Genomic DNA, 18,546 nt, shown 5'->3' on the forward strand with positions numbered 1-18,546 from the left:
CCGGAGCACGCGGCGGGCCCGGGGACCGAGCCCGTTTGCGGAGCGGAAGCCGGGTATGGGGTCCGTTGAGCACCGGAAACGCTGAGGGAGACGACGATGACCACGTTCGGATATTTCCTCTCGAGCGAGGAGCACGACCCGAAAGAGCTGGTACGACAGGCCAAGCTCGCCGAGCGGGCCGGGTTCGAGAGCCTCTGGATCTCAGACCACTACCACCCGTGGACCGACGAGCAGGGGCAGAGCCCGTTCGTCTGGTCCGTGATCGGCGCCATCGCCGAGGCCACGTCCCTGCCCATCACCACCGCCGTGACCTGCCCGCTCATCCGCATCCACCCGGCGGTGATCGCCCAGGCCGCGGCGACCAGCGCCGTCCTCACCGGGGGCAGGTTCCGGCTCGGCGTCGGCACCGGGGAGGCTCTCAACGAGCACATCGTCGAGAGCCGCTGGCCGCCGGCCTCCGAACGGCTGGAGATGCTCGAAGAGGCCGTCGAACTGATGCGCAGGCTGTGGAGCGGCGAACTGGTCACCCACCGGGGGACCCATTACGACGTCGACAACGCCCGCATCTACACCCTGCCCGACCAGCCGCCACCGGTGTACGTCTCCGCCTTCGGCGACAAGTCGATCCAGCTGGCCGGGCGCATCGGCGACGGCTACATCAATACCGGGCCCGCCGCCGAGATGGTGCGGAAGTTCCGCGAGGCCGGCGGGCAGGGCAAGCCCGTCCAGGGCGGCCTGAAGGTCTGCTACGCCGAGGACGCCGCCCAGGCCCGCAAGACGGTGCACCGGCTCTGGCCGAACCAGGGCATCCCGGGCGAGGCATCCCAGATCCTGCCTCTCCCCCGCCACTTCGAGCAGCTCGCCTCCCTGGTGACCGAGGAGGAGGCGACGGCCGCGTCCCCGTGCGGCCCGGACCCCGAAGAGCACGTCAGGGCCATCAAGCAGTACATCGACGCGGGCTTCGACGAGGTCTACGTCAACCAGATCGGGCCCGAGCAGGACGCGTTCTTCGACTTCTACGCCGAGCAGGTCCTCCCCCGGCTCAGGTGAGCGGCTCCGCGAGCCACCGGTTCCGTCCGGTGGCTCGCGATAACGATTCCATCAGCGCGCGACGCCTCGCGTTTAGAGCAGGTGAGCAGGGCAGGCGCACCTCACTTTCCGACGTTCGAGGGGGTGCGGCCTTGGCCGGAACACGCGTGGGCCTCACGGCCACGGCGATGGTGATGGCAGGCGCCCTCGCGGCGTGCGGCGGCGTCGGCCGGGGCGGCGGAGGCGGTACGGCCGGCGGCGGGGCGTCGAGCCTCACGACGATGGGGTTCGGGTTGCCCGACGAGATCGCCACCGTGCGCGTGGACGCGTTCAGGAAGGCCCACCCCGACGTCAAGCCGACGATCAACCAGGGGCAGTTCGACGAGCAGGCGTTCCTGTCCGCCGTCGCCGCCGGGAACCCGCCGGACGTCGTCTACATGGCCCGCGACCGCCTCGGCAGTTACGCCGCCCGCGGCGCCATCCAGCCGCTGGACGACTGCGTCGCCAAGGAGCACATCGCGACCGGCGACTTCTACCCGGCCGCGCAGCAGCAGGTGAAGTACGGCGGCAAGTGGTACGGGATCCCCGAGTTCTCCACCTCGATCGTGCTGCTGGTGAACAACAAGGCGGCCAGGGACGCGGGGGTCGACCCGAAGACGATCGACACCTCCGACTGGAACGGGCTCGCGCGCCTGGCGACCAAGATGAACAAGATCTCCGGCGGCAGGATCGAGCGGTTCGGCTTCTATCCCAAGCTTCCCGAGTTCCTGCCGCTGTGGGCCAAGGCCAACGGCGCCGACATCCTCTCGGCGGACGGCCGCACGGCACGCCTCGACGACCCCAAGGTCGTGGAGGCGATGGACTACGCCGCCCGGCTCGTCCGGTCGCAGGGCGGCTGGACCAAGCTGAAGGCCTTCACCGACACCTTCGACTACTTCGGCGCGGACAACCCGTTCACCAAGAACCAGATCGGCATGATGCTCACCGAGCAGTTCCTGGTCAGCGCCATGGCCGGGACCTCCCCCGACGCCGACATCACCGTCCTGCCGTTCAAGGGACGCCACGGCGAGGTGGTGAACAACGTGAACGGCAACGCCTGGGTCGTCCCGAAGGGCGCCAGGAACGCCGGCGCGGCCTGCGCGTGGATGAAGACCATGACCGCCGCGGACACCTGGATCGCGGCGGCTCAGGCGCGGGCCGACAAGCGGGCCAAGGAGGGCAAGGTCAACATCGGCACCTACACGGGGAACGCCAGGGCCGATGACGTGATCTTCTCCCAGATCGTGAAGCCCGGCGGGCATCCGGCCTACGACGAGGCGGTCGCCGTCATCCGCGCGGTGCAGAAGGCCGGGTTCGTCGTGCCGCAGTCGGGGGCGGCCGCCGAGTTCACCAAGGCCTGGCAGGACGCCGGGACCCGCGTGCTGCAGGGCACCCAGAACGCCGGCGACGCCCTGCGTCAGGCCCAGGGCGAGGCGCGGCGCGCCCTGGACGAGGCGGGCCACCGGTGACCAGGCCCGCCGGCCGGGGGAAGGGCGATCCGGGGACGGCTCCCGGGCCCGGCTCCGCGACACGGGCACGGCGCGAGGGCGGGGCGGGTCCCGGCAGGCGGGCCGGGCTGTTCCGGCGGCCCGAGACGCGGTGGGCGTACGTCTTCATGCTGCCGTGGCTCATCGGCCTGCTGGTGTTCCAGTTCGGGCCCATGGTGGCGAGCCTGGTGCTGTCGTTCACCGACTACGACCTGATCGGCGGCCCGCGCTTCGCCGGCCTCGGCAACTACGCGAAGATGGCGCAGGACCCCAAGGCGCTGCGGGCGGTCGGCACCACCCTGCTCTACACCGTGCTGCACGTGCCGCTGTCCGTCGTGCTGGCCCTCGGCCTCGCCCTTCTGCTCAACCGCGTCACCGGGCGCGCGGCCGGTGTCTTCCGCACGCTCTTCTACCTGCCGTCCATGACCCCGTACGTCGCGGTCGGCGTGCTGTTCCTGTTCCTGCTCAACGGGCAGGCCGGCATGGTCAACCAGTTCCTCGCGCTGTTCGGGATCTCCGGGCCGCAGTGGACGACCGACCCCGCCTGGGTGCTGCCCGGCATCGTGCTCATGTCCCTGTGGAACCTCGGCTCGACCACGATCATCCTGTTCGCGGCGCTGCGCAACGTGCCGCGCGAGCTGACCGAGGCCGCCATGATCGACGGCGCGGGCGCCTGGCAGCGGTTCCGGTCGGTGACGCTGCCGATGATCAGCTCGGCGGTGTTCTTCGTGGTGGTCATCGACACGATCGCCTCGCTGCAGATGTTCGACCAGGTGTACACCATGTTCTTCGGCAACCAGAGCGCCCAGCAGTCCTACGGCGACGCGGCCCTGTTCTACGTCGTCTATCTCTTCCAGCAGGCCTTCCAGTTCCTCCACATGGGCTACGCCTCCGCGCTGGCCTGGGTGCTGTTCCTGGTCATCGGCGCCATCACGCTCGTGCAGGTGAAGGTGGGCAACCGGCTGGTGTACTACGAGGCCGAGGAGCACCTGACATGACCGCGCCCACCGCCACCGCCACCACCGTGCCCGGTACCGTTCCGGGAGGGCGCGGCGGCACCCTGCTCGACACGGCCGGCAGGGGGACGCGCAAGGTCTTCCTGCTGACCGTGCTCGCGGCGGCCTCGGCGATCTTCCTGTACCCGTTCGTCTGGCTCGTCGTGGCCTCGCTCAAGCCGAGGGACCACACCTTCGCCGACCCGTTCCTGCCCTGGCCGAAGCCGTTCGCGCCGGGCAACTACGTGGCGGTGTGGGACGCCGCCCCGGTGCTGACCTGGCTGGTGAACTCGCTGGTCGTCGGAGTGGCGGCGGCGCTGACGGTCACCCTGTCGAGCGCGTTCGTGGCGTTCGGGTTCGCCTACTTCCGCTTCCCCGGCCGCGGCCTGCTGTTCGGCAGCGTGCTGGCCACCATGATGCTCCCCGCCGCCGTCACGCTGGTGCCGACCTATCTCATCTGGAACGCGGTCGGGCTGACCGGCACGCAGGTGCCGCTGTGGGCGCAGAACGTCTTCGGGTCGGCGTTCTACATCTTCCTGCTCCGGCAGTTCCTGCTCGGCGTGCCCAGGTACGTCTTCGAGGCCGCCCGCGTCGACGGCGCCTCGTACTTCGACCTGTTCTGGCGCATCGCGCTGCCGCTCTCGCGTCCCGCACTGATCATCGCCTTCGTCTTCGAGCTGAAGGCGAGCTGGTTCGACCTGATGAAGCCGCTGATCTACCTGCAGGATCCGGCGCTGTACACGCTGCCGCGCGGGCTGAAGGCGATCGTCGACCAGTTCTACCAGGGCGGCGACCCGAAGTGGGAGATCGTCCTGGCGGCGAGCGTCATCACGACGCTGCCGCTGGTGCTGGTCTTCTTCGTCGGGCAGCGCTACTTCGTGCAGGGCATCGCCACCAGCGGCCGCCGGGGATGAGGGGCCGCCCTGCGGGGCGGGCTCGAGGGCGAGGGGGCGGGCCCTCGCCCCGCGCTCAGCCGTCCACCTTCAGGGCGCCGGTCATGATGGCGACGACGTCCGACATCGAGTGGTCGCCCGGCTTCACCACCGCGATCCGCCTGCCGAGCCGCTGGATGTGGATGCGGTCGGCGATCTCGAAGACGTGCGGCATGTTGTGGCTGATCAGCACGACGGGCAGGCCGCGGTCCCTGACACGGCGGATCAGTTCGAGCACCTGGTTCGACTCCTTGACGCCGAGCGCCGCCGTCGGCTCGTCCATGATGACCACGTGCTTGGCCCAGGCGGCCGCCCGTGCCACCGCCACGCCCTGGCGCTGCCCGCCCGAGAGGTTCTCGACGGGCTGGGTGAGCGAGCGCAGCCCGATCTGCAGTTCGCTCATGTAGCGGGACGCCTCCGAGCGCATGTGCGGTTTGTCCAGCATGCGGAAGACCGTGCCGAGCAGGCCTCGCCTCCGTACCTCCCTGCCCATGAACATGTTGGTGGCGATGTCGAGCGCGGGGGCCAGGGCGAGGTCCTGGTAGACCGTCTCGATGCCCTGCTTGCGTGCGTCGAGTGGGTTGCCGAACCGGACCGGACGGCCGTCGAGGAAGATCTCGCCCTCGTCCGGCCGCAACGCCCCGGTGAGGGCTTTGATCAGGCTCGACTTGCCGGCGCCGTTGTCGCCGATGACGGCGAGCACCTCACCGGGCAGCAGGTCGAAGTCGGCGCCGTCGAGCGCGGTGACGTGGCCGTACCTCTTCACCAGCCCACGGGCGGACAGGACGGCGGTCATCGGTTCCTCCTGCGGGAGATCTGGTCCACGGTCACGGCCAGGATGACGAGGATGCCGGTGATCAGGATCTGGTAGATCGACGGTACGCCCATCAACTGGAGGCCGTTGCGGATGACGCCGACGATGAGCGCGCCGAGCAGGGTGCCGATGACCAGGCCCCGCCCGCCGAACAGGCTCGTCCCGCCGAGGACGACGGCGGTGATGCTGTCGAGGTTGTCGGTCTGCCCCGCCTTCGGGTCGCCGACACCCGTACGGGCGACCAGGAGCAGCGCCGCGATGCCGTACACCACGCCGGCCAGTGTGTAGACGGTGAGCAGGACCCGCCTGGTGGGGATGCCGGTGAGGCGGGCGGCCTCGGGGTTGTTACCCACGGCGTACACCCGGCGGCCCCAGGCCGTCTGCCCCAGCACGTAAGCGAAGATCAGGAACAGCACGATGGTCAGCAGCGAGCCGTAGGTGACGTCCGTGCCGCCGATGGTGAACGTGTCGCCCAGCGCCGTCATCGCGCTCGGCAGCCCGGTGACCGTCTCCTCCTCGGAGTAGATGTGCGTGAGCGCGAAGGCGACGTTCAGCATGCCGAGGGTCACGATGAACGGCGGCAGCGAGATCTTGGTGATGAGCAGGCCGTTGCCGAGCCCGCAGGCGGCGCAGAACCCGATGCCGATCGCTATGGCGAGCAGCGGCGGCAGGTGCCCCTCGACCGCGAGCTTCGTCATGACGATCGAGCCGAGGCCCATGATGGCGCCGTTGGACAGGTCGATGCCCGCGGTGAGGATGACGAGGGTCTGGCCGATGGCGAGCGTGCCGACCACCATGACCTGCTGGATGACCAGCGACAGGTTGCCGCCGCTGAGGAAGGTGTCGGTGCGCAGGGAGAAGAAGACGCAGGCGATCAGGAGCGCGGCCAGCGGTCCCAGCGTCGAGGCGCTGAGCATCCGATGCCAGGGCCTCGCGGCGGGCGGGGCCGGCGCCGCGCTTTCCGGGGGCGCAGTTGAGGATGTCATGGCTGACGTGACTCCGCTCACATGTCGGGGATGAGGGACGGGCCGGTACCCTTCGGGGAGCGGGCACCGGCCGGCGGGGTGGTTCAGCCCCAGCAGTTGGCGAGGCCGAAGGCGGTGTCCTTGGCGTCGACGCCGCTCGCGGGCTGGTCGCTGATGAGGGTGACTCCGGTGTCGGTGTATCCAGAGGCCTTCTTGCCGTTCTTGGCGTAGTCGACGACCGCGTCGACGCCCTGCGAGGCCATCTTCAGCGGGTACTGCTGGGACGTCGCGGCGATCTGGCCGCTCTTGACGGCCTTGGTGCCGGTGCAGCCGCCGTCGACCGAGACGATCAGGACGTCCTTTTCGCGGCCCTTGGCCTTGAGCGCGTTGTACGCGCCAAGGGCGGCGGGCTCGTTGATGGTGTAGACGACGTTGATGTCGGGGGCCTTCTGCAGGCAGTTCTCCATCGCGGTCTGACCCTTGGCCTGGTCACCGCTGGTGTCCTGGGAGCAGACGACGGACGGGTCGCCCTCGGCGATGCCGTACCCCTTGAGGAAGCCGTCGTGACGGAGCTTGCCGACGGAAATGCCGGGCGCCAGGTCGAGGGTGGCGATCTTGGCCGGCTTGCCGGCCATCTTGGCCTTGGCGTACTGGCCGATCAGCTCGCCCGCCTTGAGGTTGTCAGTGGCGAACAGCGCGTCGGTGGCCGTCTGCGGTTCGGTCGGGGTGTCGAGGGCGATGACGAGGATGCCCTTCGCGCGGGCCTTGGCGAGCGCGGGGACGATCGCCTTGGAGTCGTTCGGGGTGATCATGATGCCCTTGACCCCGGCGGCCATCATGTTCTCGATGGCGGTGACCTGGCCTTCGTTGTCACCGTCGAACTTGCCGGACGCGGTCATCAGGGTCACCCCCTTGGCCTTGGCCTCGCTCTCCGCGCCTTCCTTCATCTTGACGAAGAACGGGTTGGTCTCGGTCTTGGTGATCAGCCCGACTTTCACCTCGCCGCCGTCCCCCGCTGATGCGGAGGAGGCGGTCGAGGAGCCAGAATTCCCGCAGGCGGCGAGCGTCAGCGCGCCGGCCGCCACGACGGCGAGCACAGCGGGGGTCTTCGTACGGAGGTTGGTAAGAGCCATCAGGCCCTCCTGAGGGACATTTCCGTGACAAGTCGCCGGAAGGGGTTACGTCCAAGTTTCGCTGGCGTTATCTTGCGATGACGCAAGCGTTCGCGCAAGCGTTTGCGTGCAACGCTTGCTATTACAATCCGATAGCGAGGACAGATGATCACAATGGCCGACGTCGCTCGGCACGCCGGGGTATCGGTCTCGACCGTGTCACACGTGATCAACGAGACACGGGTGGTCAAGGAGGAGACACGGCAGCGTGTCCTCGACGCGATCAACGAAACGGGCTACATCCACAACACGATCGCCAAGTCTCTGGTCAGCGGCAGCACGAAGTCGATCGGCCTGGCCATCTCGGCCATCACGAACTTCTACTTCGCCGACATCGTCTCCGCCATCGAGGTGGAGGTGAGCCGGGCCGGATACACGCTCCTGCTCACCGACACCCACGACGATCCCGACAACGAACTGCGTGTCGTGGCCGCGCTGCACCAGCGGCGGGTCGACGGGGTCCTGCTCGCACCCTCGACCGGGCCGCGCGGCCGGGCGCTGCGCTATCTGCACGAGGTGGGCGTGCCCACGGTGCTCGTCGACCGCTGCGCCTCACCACGCTTCGACCAGATCGGCACCGAGAACGTCGAGGCCACCGCCGAGCTGGTGGGCCATCTCGCCGGGCACGGCCACCAGAGGATCGCCATGATCTCCGGCCACTCCGGCCTGCGCACCACGGTCGAGCGCCTGGAGGGCTACCGCCAGGGCCTGCGGCGTCACGACCTCGCGTTCGACGAACGCCTGTCGATCAGCGGGAACTCCAACGCCGACGACGCCGAGAAGGCCGTGCGCACCCTCTTCGACCGGGACGACCCGCCCACCGCGCTCGTCGTGGCCAACAACCACATGACGATCGGGGTCATGCGCGCGCTCGGCGGACTCGGCGTCGAGGTCCCGGGCGACGTCGCGCTCACGGCGTTCGACGACTTCGAGTGGGCCGCGCACTTCCGTCCGAGGCTGACCACCGTCGCGCAGCGGATCGCCGAGATCGGCGGCGGAGCCGTCCGGATGCTGCTTGAGCGCATCGAGCAGCCCGGCCGGAAACCCCGCACGGTACGGCTGCCGCCGCGGTTCATGCGCCGTGAGTCCTGCGGCTGCCCCTGAACCCATCGGCGCCGCCCCGGGACGTAGGGCCGCCGCCCGAGCCCGGGACGTCGGGCCGCCCGCCCGAGCCGGAGGGCTGGTCCGGGTGACCCGCCGCCCGCCGTCAGACCCAGCTCCCCACGTCCGCCTCGCCCGAGGCCCTAGGAGAAGATCGACCCCATGAACCAGCGCATCACGGTGATCGGCGAAGCCGTCGCCGACGCCTTTGTCATCCCCGGCGACGGCATGCTGGACCTGCAGGTGCGCCCCGGCGGCGGGCCGGTCAACACGGCGGTGGCACTCGGGCGGCTCGGCACGCCGACCCGGTTCCTCGGCCGCCTGTCGGACGACACCCTCGGGCGCCTGCTCCGCGACCACCTCGCCGGCTCGGACGTCGACCTGAGCGCCTGCGTCACCGCCACCCGCCGCGCGACCCTGGCCATCACGGCCGTCGACGAGGCGGGGCAGGCCTCCTACGACTTCTACACCGAGGGCACCGCCGACTGGTTCTGGACGGAGGAGGAGCTGGCCGAGCGGGCCCCGTACGACTCCTGCTGCCTGCACGCCGGCTCGCTGGCGCTGGTGCTGGAGCCCGGCGGGCCGCGCATCGAGCGGATGCTGCGCGACGCCGGCGCCCGCGCGACGATCTCGATCGACCCCAACGTGCGGGCGGCGCTCGTCCCCCTGGACGCCTACCGCGAGGCGCTCCCCCGCTGGGCACGGCTGGCCGACATCCTGCGGCTCAGCGACGAGGACCTGACCCATCTCGGCCTGTCCCCCGACGAGGCGGCCGACTCCTGGCACGAGCAGGGCGTACGCCTCGTCGTGGTCACCCGGGGGACCGAGGACGTCTACGCCTCGCTCGACGGCACGCGCCTCGCCGTACCGGCCGTGCGGGTGGAGGCCGTGGACACCGTCGGGGCGGGCGACACCTTCACCGCGGGCCTGCTGCACGTGCTGGGGCGCCGGGGCCGGCTCGGCGGCCGCCTGGAGGAGCTGACCGTGACCGACGTCGAGGCCGCGATCGGCTTCGCCGTGCGCGCCGCCGCCGAGACCTGCAGGGTCCCCGGCGCCAACCCTCCGTGGGCCCACCAGCTGGTGTAGCCGCCGTGTGACGGCCCGGCCGCCCGGACGCGGGGACGCCACCATGACGATGGCCGACGCCACAGAAAAGAGCTGGCCCGGCCGCCCGGACGCGGGGACGCCGGCTCCTGAGCGTCCGGGACCGCCGGTTCAGGCGGGTGACGCGGCCGTCGGGCGCAGGCCGTCCATCGCGAAGCCCAGCAGGCGGTCGGCCTGCTCCGGGGACATCTGCTCGCGAAGCCACGTCGCGGCGTTGACCAGCGCGAACACGTCCGCCCCCGTCACCTCGCCGCGGACGGCGCCCGCCTCGCGCGCCCTGGCGACCAGCGCGCCGGCGATGTCCGTCATCCGCACGCAGCCGGCGTGCAGCTCGGACGCCTCGTCGCCGAGGCCGTCGGCCAGCATGCCGGCCAGCCCTCGGTACTGCGCCACGTGCTCGACGAGCGCGCGCACCCATCCCTCCAGCGCCTCCCCCGCGGACGCCTCGGCCAGCAGCCGGTCGCCGAGCTCGAACAGCTGCTCGTTGCGTTCGCGCAGCAGGGCGCCGACCAGGGCCAGGCGCGTCGGGAAGTGCCCGTAGAGCGTGCCGATGGCGACCCCGGCGCGCCGGGCGACGCTCTCCAGCGAGGTCTCAGTGCCGTGCTCCCGGAAGGCGGCGTCGGCCTCGGCCAGGAGGCGTTCGTAGTTGCGTCGCGCGTCGGCGCGGGGGCGGCGCCCTCGCGGGCTGCTGGTCTCCATCCGATGTCCCCTTGCTGATTCGAGGCTGCCTCGATTTAATCTTCTCGAGGCCGCCTCAGTTTATTGCCACGAGGCGGTCCATCTCTCCACCCCACGACTGAGGAGACTTTCATGATCTTGGTTACCGGAGCCACCGGCTCCATCGGCAGGCACCTCGTCAGGCGCCTGCGGCAGGAGCGGGTGCCCTTCAAGGCGTTCGTGCGCGACGAGCACAAGGGCCGGGCGCTCGGCTGCGACTACGTCGTGGGCGACTTCGACGACCCCGATTCCCTCGCCACGGCGCTGGAGGGCGTCGACCGCCTCTTCCTGAACACCGCGGGCGCCGAGCCGGTGGCCGGGGAGCAGCCGATGATCCGCCGTCAGAAGACCGCCATCGACGCCGCGGCACGCGCCGGCGTGTCGAAGATCGTGAAGGTCTCGGTCTGGCACGCCCGCGAGGGCGCGCTGCTCGCGGAGGGGGCGCACTGGCACATCGAGCAGCACCTGAAGGCCTCCGGGGTGGACTGGTCGGTGCTGCAGCCCAGCGGGTTCATGCAGAACTTCGTCACGGGCACGGGCGCCTTCACCGAGGACGGCGACCTGGTGGGCACCTCGGGGGACGCGCGCGTCTCCTACATCGACTGCCACGACATCGCCGCCTGCGCGGCGGTGCTGCTGACCGGGCCCCGGGGCGGCGGCGAAAGCTTCGTGCTGACCGGGCCCGAGGCGCTGACCCACGCCGAGATCGCGGAGAAGCTCTCCGCCGCGCTGGGCAGGACGGTGAGGTACGTCGACGTGCCGCCCGCCCGGATGGCGGCGACCCTCAAGACGCAGGGGCTGCCGCCGCGGTTCGTCGACGACGTCGTACAGCTGTGGCAGGAGGTGGCGGCGGGGTCGCTGTCGGCGACGACGGCCGCCGTGGACGACCTGACCGGACGGCCGGCGCGCACCTTCGAGGAGTTCCTCGCCGGCAACCGCGAGACCCTCCTGACCGGCCCGCTCGCCCGGCGATGACCCGCCTTCACACAGGTGTGGGCTCCTGCGCCCCGGCCGGCCGTGCCGACGGGCGAGGATGGAACAGCAAGATCAGCGAGATGGCCAGGAACGCCGGCGCGGCGGTGAGCGGAGCCGGCGCGGAGGCGTTCCCGGTGGCCGTGGAGACGAGCGCGACCACGCCCGGGACCAGCGGCTGGGCCACTCCCCAGGAGGAGCCGCTGAAGGCGAACCACCGGGGACGGTCCCGCTCCGGGGCGATCTCCGCGACCAGCGCCGGCCAGCGTCCCATCAGCGCCGCGTTGACCGCCGACCAGCACACGTAACCCGCCACGAGCGCGACCGGCTCGCGGGTGACGGCCATGGCCAGGGCCGGCACGGCGAGCACCGGGCCGCTGCTCTTCAGCACCTGGAGGTGCGGGCGGCCGCGCAGGACGCGCTGGGCGAGCCACCCGGCGGACGGTGCCAGCAGCGCCGCGCCGGTGAGGGTCGCGCCGGGCAGCCATGCCGGGGCGCCGCGCTGCAGCAGGAGCGACGGCGTGAACATCACCAGGGCCAGGTAGCCGAGCGCGTAGGCGGTGCAGGCGCCGGTCAGCAGCACCAGGGACGCCGGCGGCCGCCACCTCCGCCGCGCCTTCTCCGTCCGCGGCCGCGGCTGGGCCGGGAGGAAGACCCGCGCGACCGCCGCCGACGCGAGGCACGTGGCGGCGTCCACCGCGATCAGCCAGCGGACGCCGAGCGGCAGCAGGACGGCGGCGAGCATCCCGGCGACCGCGCCCGCCGCCACCAGCCAGGTGCCGAACCGCCGGAAAACGGTCTCTCGGAGATGCTCGGGCGTGAGCCGCGCCAGCAGCTCTGTGGTGGCGGGCTCGTAGATCTCGAACGCGAGCCCGGTCGCGGCGGTGGCCAGGAGGATCTGGCCCGGGGTACGCGCCGCGGTGAGCGCCGCGAGGGCGACCCCCGTGGCGGCCAGGCCGAGGACGAGCACGCCTCGGGGCGCCATCCGGTCGAGCAGGATCGCCCCGCCCCACCGGGAGACCAGCGCCGCGCCCCCGAACACGGCGAGGGCCGCCGTCGTGAGACCGGGCCCGGCGAGCACCGCCAGGAACCCGATCGCGAAGGACCCCACCGCGTTGAGCACCCGCACCCAGAGCAGCGCGGTGACAGCCTGTGGCATCAGACCCCGTCGAGAACGTCCGCGGCGGGCGAGTGCGCGCCCCAGCCGGCCAGCAGGCGCAGGTTCTCCGCCGCGGCGGAGCTCGGCCCGGGGTGGTAGACGGCCAGGCACTGCTCAGGGTCGTCGGGCAGCTGGAGCAACTCGAAGGAGAGAGTGAGGTCGCCCACCAGCGGATGGTTCAGGCGCCGGGTGCCGTGGCTCTTCTCCTTGACGTCGTGCCGGGCCCACAGGCGGCGGAACTCCGGGCTCCGCGTCGATAGCTCCCCCACCAGCGCCGACAGCTGTGGATCGCCCGGGTGGCGGCCGGCGTACAGGCGCAGGGCGCCGACGACGTCGGCCGCCTTCGACTCCCAGTCCGCGAACAGCCGCCGGTGGTCGGGCCGGAGGAACACCAGCCGGGCCCAGTTGCGCTCCTGGGAGGGCAGCCGGTCCCAGTAGCCGAAAAGGGCGGCCGCCATCGGGTTCCAGGCCAGGATGTCCGAGCGTGGTCCCGTCACGTACGCGGCCACTCCGTCCATGGAGGTCAGCAACGCGGCGAGCGCACCGCGTACCTGCTGCCGCGGTGGCGGCGTGGGCCCCTTCCGGGGGTGGCACGTGGCCAGGTGGGTGAGGTGGCTGTGTTCGTGATCCGTCAGCCGCAGGGCACGCCCGATCGCGTCGAGCACCTCGGCCGACACGTTCTGGCCCCTGCCCTGCTCCAGCCTGGTGAGGTAGGCGACCGACACGCCGGCGAGCTGGGCCAGTTCCTCCCGGCGCAGTCCGGGCACCCGCCGGTGCCGTCCGAAGGCCGGCAACCCGACGTCCTCCGGTCGCAGCCGGGCCCGGCGGCTGCGCAGGAACCGCCCGAGCTCGGCCCGCGGGTCCATGGTCCGCTCACCGCCGGGCTCCGCACCGGGTCGATCGTTCATGGCGCAATTATCCCCGTTCGTCCGCGTACGACTGAATATGAGGGTGACCCTGCCGGTAGTAGGACCAGCGGTCGTGAGCAGAACAGGTCACTGGGAACCCCCGGCCTCGCTGCGGCAGGCTCGGACCGTCCCCCCCATCGGGGCGGGGCGCACGACCAGCATGGGGGGAAGACTTCCGATGAGCACCTCTTTCGTCACGCAGCGTGACGGCCGTAGGGCGGCCGCCGAGGATCTGGCGCCGCTCGCCTTCGCGGGCTACGCCCACTTCACCGCCATGCAGGTGCGCGGCGGCCGGGTCCGGGGCCTCGACCTCCACCTGGAGCGGCTGCGGTTCGCCTCGATGGAGTTGTTCGGCCGCGCCCTGCCCGACGACCTGGTGCAAAGTCATCTGCGGGCGGCCCTGGAGGCCGGTCCGGCCGACCTCTCACTGGTCGCCACCGTCTACTCGCCGGCGGGCGAGTTCACCGTGGCCGGGGACGCCGTGGACCCCGAGGTGCTGGTCCGCACCGGGCCGGCCGCCTCCGGCCCGGAGGGCCCGCTGACGCTGGCGGCGATCGAGTACGAACGCGTCCTCCCGGCGGTGAAGCACGTCGGCGAGGTGGCCAAGACCTATTACCTGCGCCAGGCCGTCGCGCGGGGCTTCGACGACGCCGCCTTCGTCGACCGCCGCGGCCGGCTCAGCGAGGCCTCGATCTGGAACCTCGCCTTCTGGGACGGCAGCGCGGTGGTCTGGCCCGAGGCCGAGATGCTGGGCGGGATCACGATGAGCGTCATCCGGCGACAGCTGGATCGCATGGGCGTCCCCCAGCGCGTCCAGGAGGTCACCCTCGCCGACCTGGCGGGGCTGGCCGGGGCCGCGGTCATGAACTCGTGGACGCCCGGTGTGGCGGTCCACCGGATCGGCTCGGTGCCCCTGCCCGAGGCCCCGGCTTTCGTGGAGCTGCTCCACCGCGCCTACCAGGCCGAACCCCTCACCGCACCGTGAGGCCGGTCCTCACGACCGTGCGCCGCTGCCCGGCCACTCGTGGGACAGAATGCTCATGTTGACCGAGGACCACCACTCGCCGTCCACCAGCGTGACCTCCCGGTGGACGCCTTCGCGCCGGAAGCCGAGGCGCTCGTAGAGACCGATCGCTCGGGTGTTGTGCGGGTAGACGCCGAGGTCGAGGCGGTGAACCTGCAGCTCCTCGAACGCGATCCTCATCGCGGCCTCGATCACGGCCGCGCCGATCCCCCGGCCACGGGCGGCCGGCGAGACGAGGATCATGCCGATGCGGGCCGACCAGCCCCGCGCGTCGGGCGTCAGCGCGAGATGGGAGATCGGCGTGCCGTCCGGTCCGTCCGCGACCAGAACCCGCCGCCGGGGCACGGCGGCGTGCGCGGCGGTGAGCTGCTCGGCGGTGAACGGCCAGGTGAAGCCGCTGTTCCCCGACCACGTGGTCAGTTCCTCGGGGCCCTGGACCCAGGAGGCGACGACGGCGGCGTCCGGCGTCTCGAACTCGCGTAGCGCGATCACGGGGTATGTCTACCATCGGCGCGGTTCCCGCTGCCAACCCGCCCCTGTCACCACCTGACCTTCCGGATCGGGTGTACTACCGGTCGTGGACGCAACGGTCTCCGGAATCGCGACGTGGCTGAGCAGGCGCCCGCCCCGCGTGGGCGCTACCCGCGTGCTCGCCGTCGAGGGACGGTCGGGCTCGGGAAAGTCGACGCTGGCCACGGCACTCGCGTCCGAACTCGCCGCCCCGGTCGTGCGCATGGACGACCTGTACGCCGGCTGGGACGGCCTGCTGGAAGGCGTCGGCGCGCTGGTCGAGTGGGTGCTCCGCCCACTGGCCTCGGGCGGGGCCGCGCGGTGGCGCCGCTACGACTGGGCGGCCGGCGCCTACGCCGAATGGCACACCGTCCCCGCCGGCGCGGTCCTCATCGTGGAGGGCGTCGGCTCAGGCGCCCGTGCCGCGTCCCCCTTCCTGAGCGGCCTGCTCTGGCTGGAGGCCACCGCCGCCACCCGCAGGACCCGCGCCCTGACCCGCGACGGCGACCTGTACGCCCCCCACTGGGCCCGCTGGGCCCAGCAGGAGGACCACTACTACGCCGCCGACGACGTCCGCGCCCGCGCCGACCTGACGATCCACACGGAGTGAGACCGCGACAGGCGATGCCTGCCTCGCCCTCACCTGTTCAAACAGCTCCTGGGGGCTGCCCGGCCACTCGGCGCGAGTTGAACAGAATGTTCACAACAACTCGTTGACAACAAGATGCGCGTTGCTTCATGCTTGGCCGCATGAGATCGACTCCCGAGCAGCCCCTCGATCCGTTCGCGCCGCCGCGGCCGGAGGAGGCGCGTGCGCAGCGTGTCCACGCGTCGTTGTTCCGCGTCGCCGAGCGGCACGCGGCCACCGACGAGCAACGCGGACGGCAGGTCCACCCCTTCGTGATGGGACCGCACGAAGCCGTCAGGCTCGTGTCGTTCCTGATGAGCGGGGCCGCGCAGCTCGACGACGGCGAGCCGGAGGTGGACGCGGCCGACATCACGGCCGCCTTGACCCTCGTCCCCCAGGCCCGCGCGGAGATGGACGAGTTGGAGGCCGGGCTCATCCAGATGGCCCGGGGACGCGGCATGACCTGGCAGGAGATCGCCTTCGGTCTCGGGCTCGGCACCCCGCAGGCCGCCAGGCAGCGGTACGAACGCCTGGCCGACCGCACCGCCGCCGACCTCGACGAAGGCCGGTAGGTCCCTTCTAGGGAGAGGCGGCGGCCAGGAGCGATTCGGCGGCGGAGGTACGGGCGTACAGGACCGAGCGGCCCGCGCGGTGAGCGCTGACCAGGCCCGCGTCGCGCAGCGCCGTCAGGTACTGCGACACCCCGGCCGGGGAGAGCCCGGTGCGCTGAGCCAGCTCCGTCGTGGAGGCCGGGGCGTCCAGCTCGGTCAGCAGCAGGGTGCGTGAGCGGCCCAGGACCGCGGCGAGGGCCCCGGCGCCGGCGCTCGGCCGGGGTTCCCAGAGCGAACCGACACCGCGCGCCGGGTAGGCGAGCTGCGGCGGGTCCGGCGGTCTCACCACGGTGAGCAGGCCCGGCCCGATGAAGGCCGAGGGAACCAGCAGCAGCCCCGCGCCCGCCGTCCCGCGGGACAGGGGCCTCGACCGCCGCAGGAACCGCAGAGTGTCGTCGTCCCAGCTCACCGCGGTGTGCAGGTCGTTGAGGAGGCGGGCGGCTCCGTGCTCGGCCACCTGCCGCGCCCGGTAGAAGACATCGGCGTCGAGCACGGCGCGGACCCGGGCCCAGTAGGGGGCGAGCGCCAGCTTCCAGTAGGCCTCGATCTCCTCGGCGACCCGGACCAGGCGGTCCCGCGGATCGGTGTACAGGGCGCGCAGGCGAGGGCTGAGAGGGCCGTGCTTGCGCTCGAACATGTCGAGGTCCTGCCGGACCCGGTGGGCGGGGGTGGCCATGATCGCGGCCAGTTCCTCCGCCAGGGTGGGGGACGGTCCGGCGGGCGCCGGGTTGAGGAAGTCGGGGACGTATCCGGACGGCGGGACCAGTTCGGCGAGCCACCCGCGGCCGAGGCCGGCGGCGGCCGCCCGTGGCCGTACCTGCTCGATCCACGGGCCGTGCACGGCATGGGCCGACCCGGGGTGCAGCAGTTTGAAGCTCATGCCGACCTCCCACATCGGCGAGACGGCGAACCGCATCTGCGCGAGATCCCTCGCCGAGAACGCCAGCTCCTCCAGGACCGTTCACTCCCATGGATTCACACATGTCCGAATCAGTGGCCGTCACCCTACAGCGGCCGGAACCATTCCGGCATGACCTCACACACGATCACCGCGGCGGCGTCCGGCACCTGGAAGCTCGGGGACATGGAGATCAACCGGATCGGTTTCGGAGCGATGCGCCTGCCGCAGTACGGCGCGGCGCTGACACCCGACGCCGTCCCCCGGGACCGCGACGAGGCGATCAGGGTGCTGCGCCGCGCGGTCGAGCTCGGCGTGAACCACATCGACACCGCCGCGTTCTACTTCTCGCCGCTGCGCTCCGCCAACGAGCTGATCAACCGGGCCCTGGCCCCCTACCCGGACGACCTCGTCATCGCCACCAAGGTCGGGCCCGCCCGCGACCTCTCCGGCGAGTGGCAGTCCCACGCCACCACAGCCAAGGAGCTGCGCGGCCAGGTCGAGGAGAACCTGCGCCAGCTCGGCCGTGACCACCTCGACGTGGTGAACCTGCGCATCGTCAGGCCGGATTCGTTCGCCGAGCGCTTCGGCGCTCTCGCCGAACTGCGCGAGGCGGGGCTCATCCGCCACCTCGGCATTTCCAACGTCCGCCCCGAACAGCTCGCCGAGGCCCAGGCCATCGCCCCAGTCGTCTGCGTGCAGAACATGTACGGGATCGGCGTGCGGCCCGAGTACGACGAGTTCGTGCGCGCCTGCGGTGAGCAGGGCGTCGCGTTCGTCCCCTTCTACGCGATCGCGGCCACCGGGCGCGAGGGGGGCACGAGCGGCGAGGAGAGTGAGGAGGTGCTGACGGTCGCGCGGGCGCACGGCGTGAGCCCGGCACAGGTCCGGATCGCGTGGACGCTGCACCGCGGGCCGCACGTCCTGGCCATCCCCGGCACCGGCGACCCCGGCCACCTGGCCGATAACGTGGCCGCCGGCGCCCTGCGCCTGTCGGAGGACGACCTGGCCACCCTGGAGTCCCTGCACCGGCGTGAGGCGTGAGGGAAGTGGCGGAGCGTTGACCGTCACATGCGGTGCGGGCTTCTGGTGAGACGAACCGCCGATCAGCGGTGATCTCGCGGGTGATATCGTCGCCGGGCGCAGGAGCGCGGAAGGCCACGGAGACTGCGCCCGTCCTGACGTCGAGCCGTGGAGTCCCTGCTTTTGTACTCGCGTGTCACCGTCTGCGTTCTCTTGCTCGTGCTCGCGTTGGGCGCTTGCGGGAAAGAACCTCGGCACGGTCCTGTGCCGGCCTCGTCCGCGGCGAGGTCTCCCGTCCCGGAAGCGTCGGCCTCTCCCACCGCGAGACCTGCCGTCTCGAAAGCGCCGACGTCGACGCCCTCGCGCAGGGCCGCACTGGCCGGACCGGGCACCGTGTGCGGGGAGGTCCAGCCGCTCGGCGGGGGTCCGATGGCCGCGGTCGCGGTTTCCAGAGGTCG

The 18,546-nt window shown here is 71.6% G+C and carries 19 protein-coding genes; 11 read left to right on the plus strand and 8 right to left on the minus strand.

The window, feature by feature from the left end; translation table 11 throughout:
* Positions 1-96 precede the first annotated feature (96 nt).
* From KIK05_RS00475 to KIK05_RS00490, 4 genes are all read left to right on the plus strand, one after another.
* Positions 97-1,050, plus strand: coding sequence for an LLM class F420-dependent oxidoreductase (locus KIK05_RS00475; protein ID WP_214408461.1), 954 nt, complete (start codon positions 97-99; stop codon positions 1,048-1,050).
* 131 nt (positions 1,051-1,181) lie between these two features.
* A complete protein-coding gene (locus tag KIK05_RS00480; RefSeq protein ID WP_214408462.1) occupies positions 1,182-2,537 on the plus strand; it encodes an extracellular solute-binding protein in 1,356 nt (451 codons plus the stop codon).
* A complete protein-coding gene (locus tag KIK05_RS00485) occupies positions 2,534-3,553 on the plus strand; it encodes a carbohydrate ABC transporter permease (RefSeq protein WP_214408463.1) in 1,020 nt (339 codons plus the stop codon). The genes KIK05_RS00480 and KIK05_RS00485 overlap by 4 nt, the downstream gene beginning before the upstream one ends.
* Positions 3,550-4,464 (plus strand): carbohydrate ABC transporter permease, encoded by a 915-nt coding sequence (locus tag KIK05_RS00490; RefSeq protein WP_214408464.1) that lies wholly within the window; start codon positions 3,550-3,552, stop codon positions 4,462-4,464. Before KIK05_RS00485 ends, KIK05_RS00490 begins: the two co-directional genes overlap by 4 nt.
* Positions 4,465-4,519: 55 nt before the next feature.
* Here the strand turns inward: KIK05_RS00490 and KIK05_RS00495 are convergent, their stop codons facing one another.
* From KIK05_RS00495 to KIK05_RS00505, 3 genes are all read right to left on the minus strand, one after another.
* On the minus strand, positions 4,520-5,278 hold the full coding sequence (locus tag KIK05_RS00495) for an ATP-binding cassette domain-containing protein (RefSeq protein ID WP_214408465.1): 759 nt from the start codon (positions 5,276-5,278) through the stop codon (positions 4,520-4,522).
* Complete coding sequence (locus KIK05_RS00500; protein ID WP_214408466.1) at positions 5,275-6,282, minus strand: ABC transporter permease; 1,008 nt, start codon at positions 6,280-6,282, stop codon at positions 5,275-5,277. The genes KIK05_RS00495 and KIK05_RS00500 overlap by 4 nt, the downstream gene beginning before the upstream one ends.
* Before the next feature lie 83 nt (positions 6,283-6,365).
* The gene (locus KIK05_RS00505; protein ID WP_214408467.1) at positions 6,366-7,394 is read right to left on the minus strand and encodes a sugar ABC transporter substrate-binding protein; all 1,029 of its coding nucleotides are present in this window, start codon (positions 7,392-7,394) and stop codon (positions 6,366-6,368) included.
* A 153-nt stretch (positions 7,395-7,547) separates the two neighbouring features.
* On the opposite strand from KIK05_RS00505, the gene KIK05_RS00510 reads away from it, so the two are divergent.
* A complete protein-coding gene (locus tag KIK05_RS00510; RefSeq protein ID WP_250562057.1) occupies positions 7,548-8,537 on the plus strand; it encodes a LacI family DNA-binding transcriptional regulator in 990 nt (329 codons plus the stop codon).
* Between the two features lie 159 nt (positions 8,538-8,696).
* Entirely contained in the window at positions 8,697-9,620 is a 924-nt protein-coding gene (locus tag KIK05_RS00515) for a carbohydrate kinase family protein (protein WP_214408469.1), read from the plus strand.
* A 129-nt stretch (positions 9,621-9,749) separates the two neighbouring features.
* On the opposite strand, the gene KIK05_RS00520 is transcribed toward KIK05_RS00515, so the two are convergent.
* Positions 9,750-10,337, minus strand: coding sequence for a TetR/AcrR family transcriptional regulator (locus KIK05_RS00520; protein WP_214408470.1), 588 nt, complete (start codon positions 10,335-10,337; stop codon positions 9,750-9,752).
* A gap of 111 nt (positions 10,338-10,448) precedes the next feature.
* On the opposite strand from KIK05_RS00520, the gene KIK05_RS00525 reads away from it, so the two are divergent.
* Positions 10,449-11,330 carry an SDR family oxidoreductase gene (locus KIK05_RS00525; protein WP_214408471.1) on the plus strand — a complete coding sequence of 294 codons (882 nt, stop codon included), beginning with the start codon at positions 10,449-10,451 and terminating at the stop codon, positions 11,328-11,330.
* A gap of 7 nt (positions 11,331-11,337) precedes the next feature.
* Here the strand turns inward: KIK05_RS00525 and KIK05_RS00530 are convergent, their stop codons facing one another.
* Together KIK05_RS00530 and KIK05_RS00535 are read right to left on the minus strand one after the other, a co-directional pair.
* Complete coding sequence (locus KIK05_RS00530; protein ID WP_214408472.1) at positions 11,338-12,486, minus strand: MFS transporter; 1,149 nt, start codon at positions 12,484-12,486, stop codon at positions 11,338-11,340.
* Entirely contained in the window at positions 12,486-13,394 is a 909-nt protein-coding gene (locus tag KIK05_RS00535) for a helix-turn-helix transcriptional regulator (RefSeq protein WP_214408473.1), read from the minus strand. The genes KIK05_RS00530 and KIK05_RS00535 overlap by 1 nt, the downstream gene beginning before the upstream one ends.
* A 178-nt stretch (positions 13,395-13,572) precedes the next feature.
* Between KIK05_RS00535 and KIK05_RS00540 the strand changes: the two genes are divergently transcribed.
* On the plus strand, positions 13,573-14,379 hold the full coding sequence (locus KIK05_RS00540; protein WP_214408474.1) for an aminotransferase class IV family protein: 807 nt from the start codon (positions 13,573-13,575) through the stop codon (positions 14,377-14,379).
* A gap of 9 nt (positions 14,380-14,388) precedes the next feature.
* On the opposite strand, the gene KIK05_RS00545 is transcribed toward KIK05_RS00540, so the two are convergent.
* Positions 14,389-14,910: a GNAT family N-acetyltransferase gene (locus KIK05_RS00545; protein ID WP_214408475.1), complete on the minus strand. Its 522-nt coding sequence runs from the start codon at positions 14,908-14,910 to the stop codon at positions 14,389-14,391.
* Between the two features lie 85 nt (positions 14,911-14,995).
* Between KIK05_RS00545 and KIK05_RS00550 the strand changes: the two genes are divergently transcribed.
* Together KIK05_RS00550 and KIK05_RS00555 are read left to right on the plus strand one after the other, a co-directional pair.
* A complete protein-coding gene (locus KIK05_RS00550) occupies positions 14,996-15,538 on the plus strand; it encodes a nucleoside/nucleotide kinase family protein (RefSeq protein WP_308249669.1) in 543 nt (180 codons plus the stop codon).
* 140 nt (positions 15,539-15,678) lie between these two features.
* A complete protein-coding gene (locus tag KIK05_RS00555) occupies positions 15,679-16,128 on the plus strand; it encodes a DNA-binding protein (protein WP_214408476.1) in 450 nt (149 codons plus the stop codon).
* Positions 16,129-16,135: 7 nt separating this feature from the next.
* Here KIK05_RS00555 and KIK05_RS00560 read toward each other — a convergent pair whose 3' ends face one another.
* On the minus strand, positions 16,136-17,083 hold the full coding sequence (locus KIK05_RS00560; protein ID WP_214408477.1) for an ArsR/SmtB family transcription factor: 948 nt from the start codon (positions 17,081-17,083) through the stop codon (positions 16,136-16,138).
* Between the two features lie 114 nt (positions 17,084-17,197).
* On the opposite strand from KIK05_RS00560, the gene KIK05_RS00565 reads away from it, so the two are divergent.
* Positions 17,198-18,109, plus strand: coding sequence for an oxidoreductase (locus tag KIK05_RS00565; RefSeq protein ID WP_214408478.1), 912 nt, complete (start codon positions 17,198-17,200; stop codon positions 18,107-18,109).
* The last annotated feature ends 437 nt before the right edge of the window (positions 18,110-18,546 follow it).

Origin of the sequence: Sphaerisporangium fuscum (assembly GCF_018531465.1) — a bacterium.
Lineage (GTDB): Bacteria > Actinomycetota > Actinomycetes > Streptosporangiales > Streptosporangiaceae > Sphaerisporangium > Sphaerisporangium fuscum.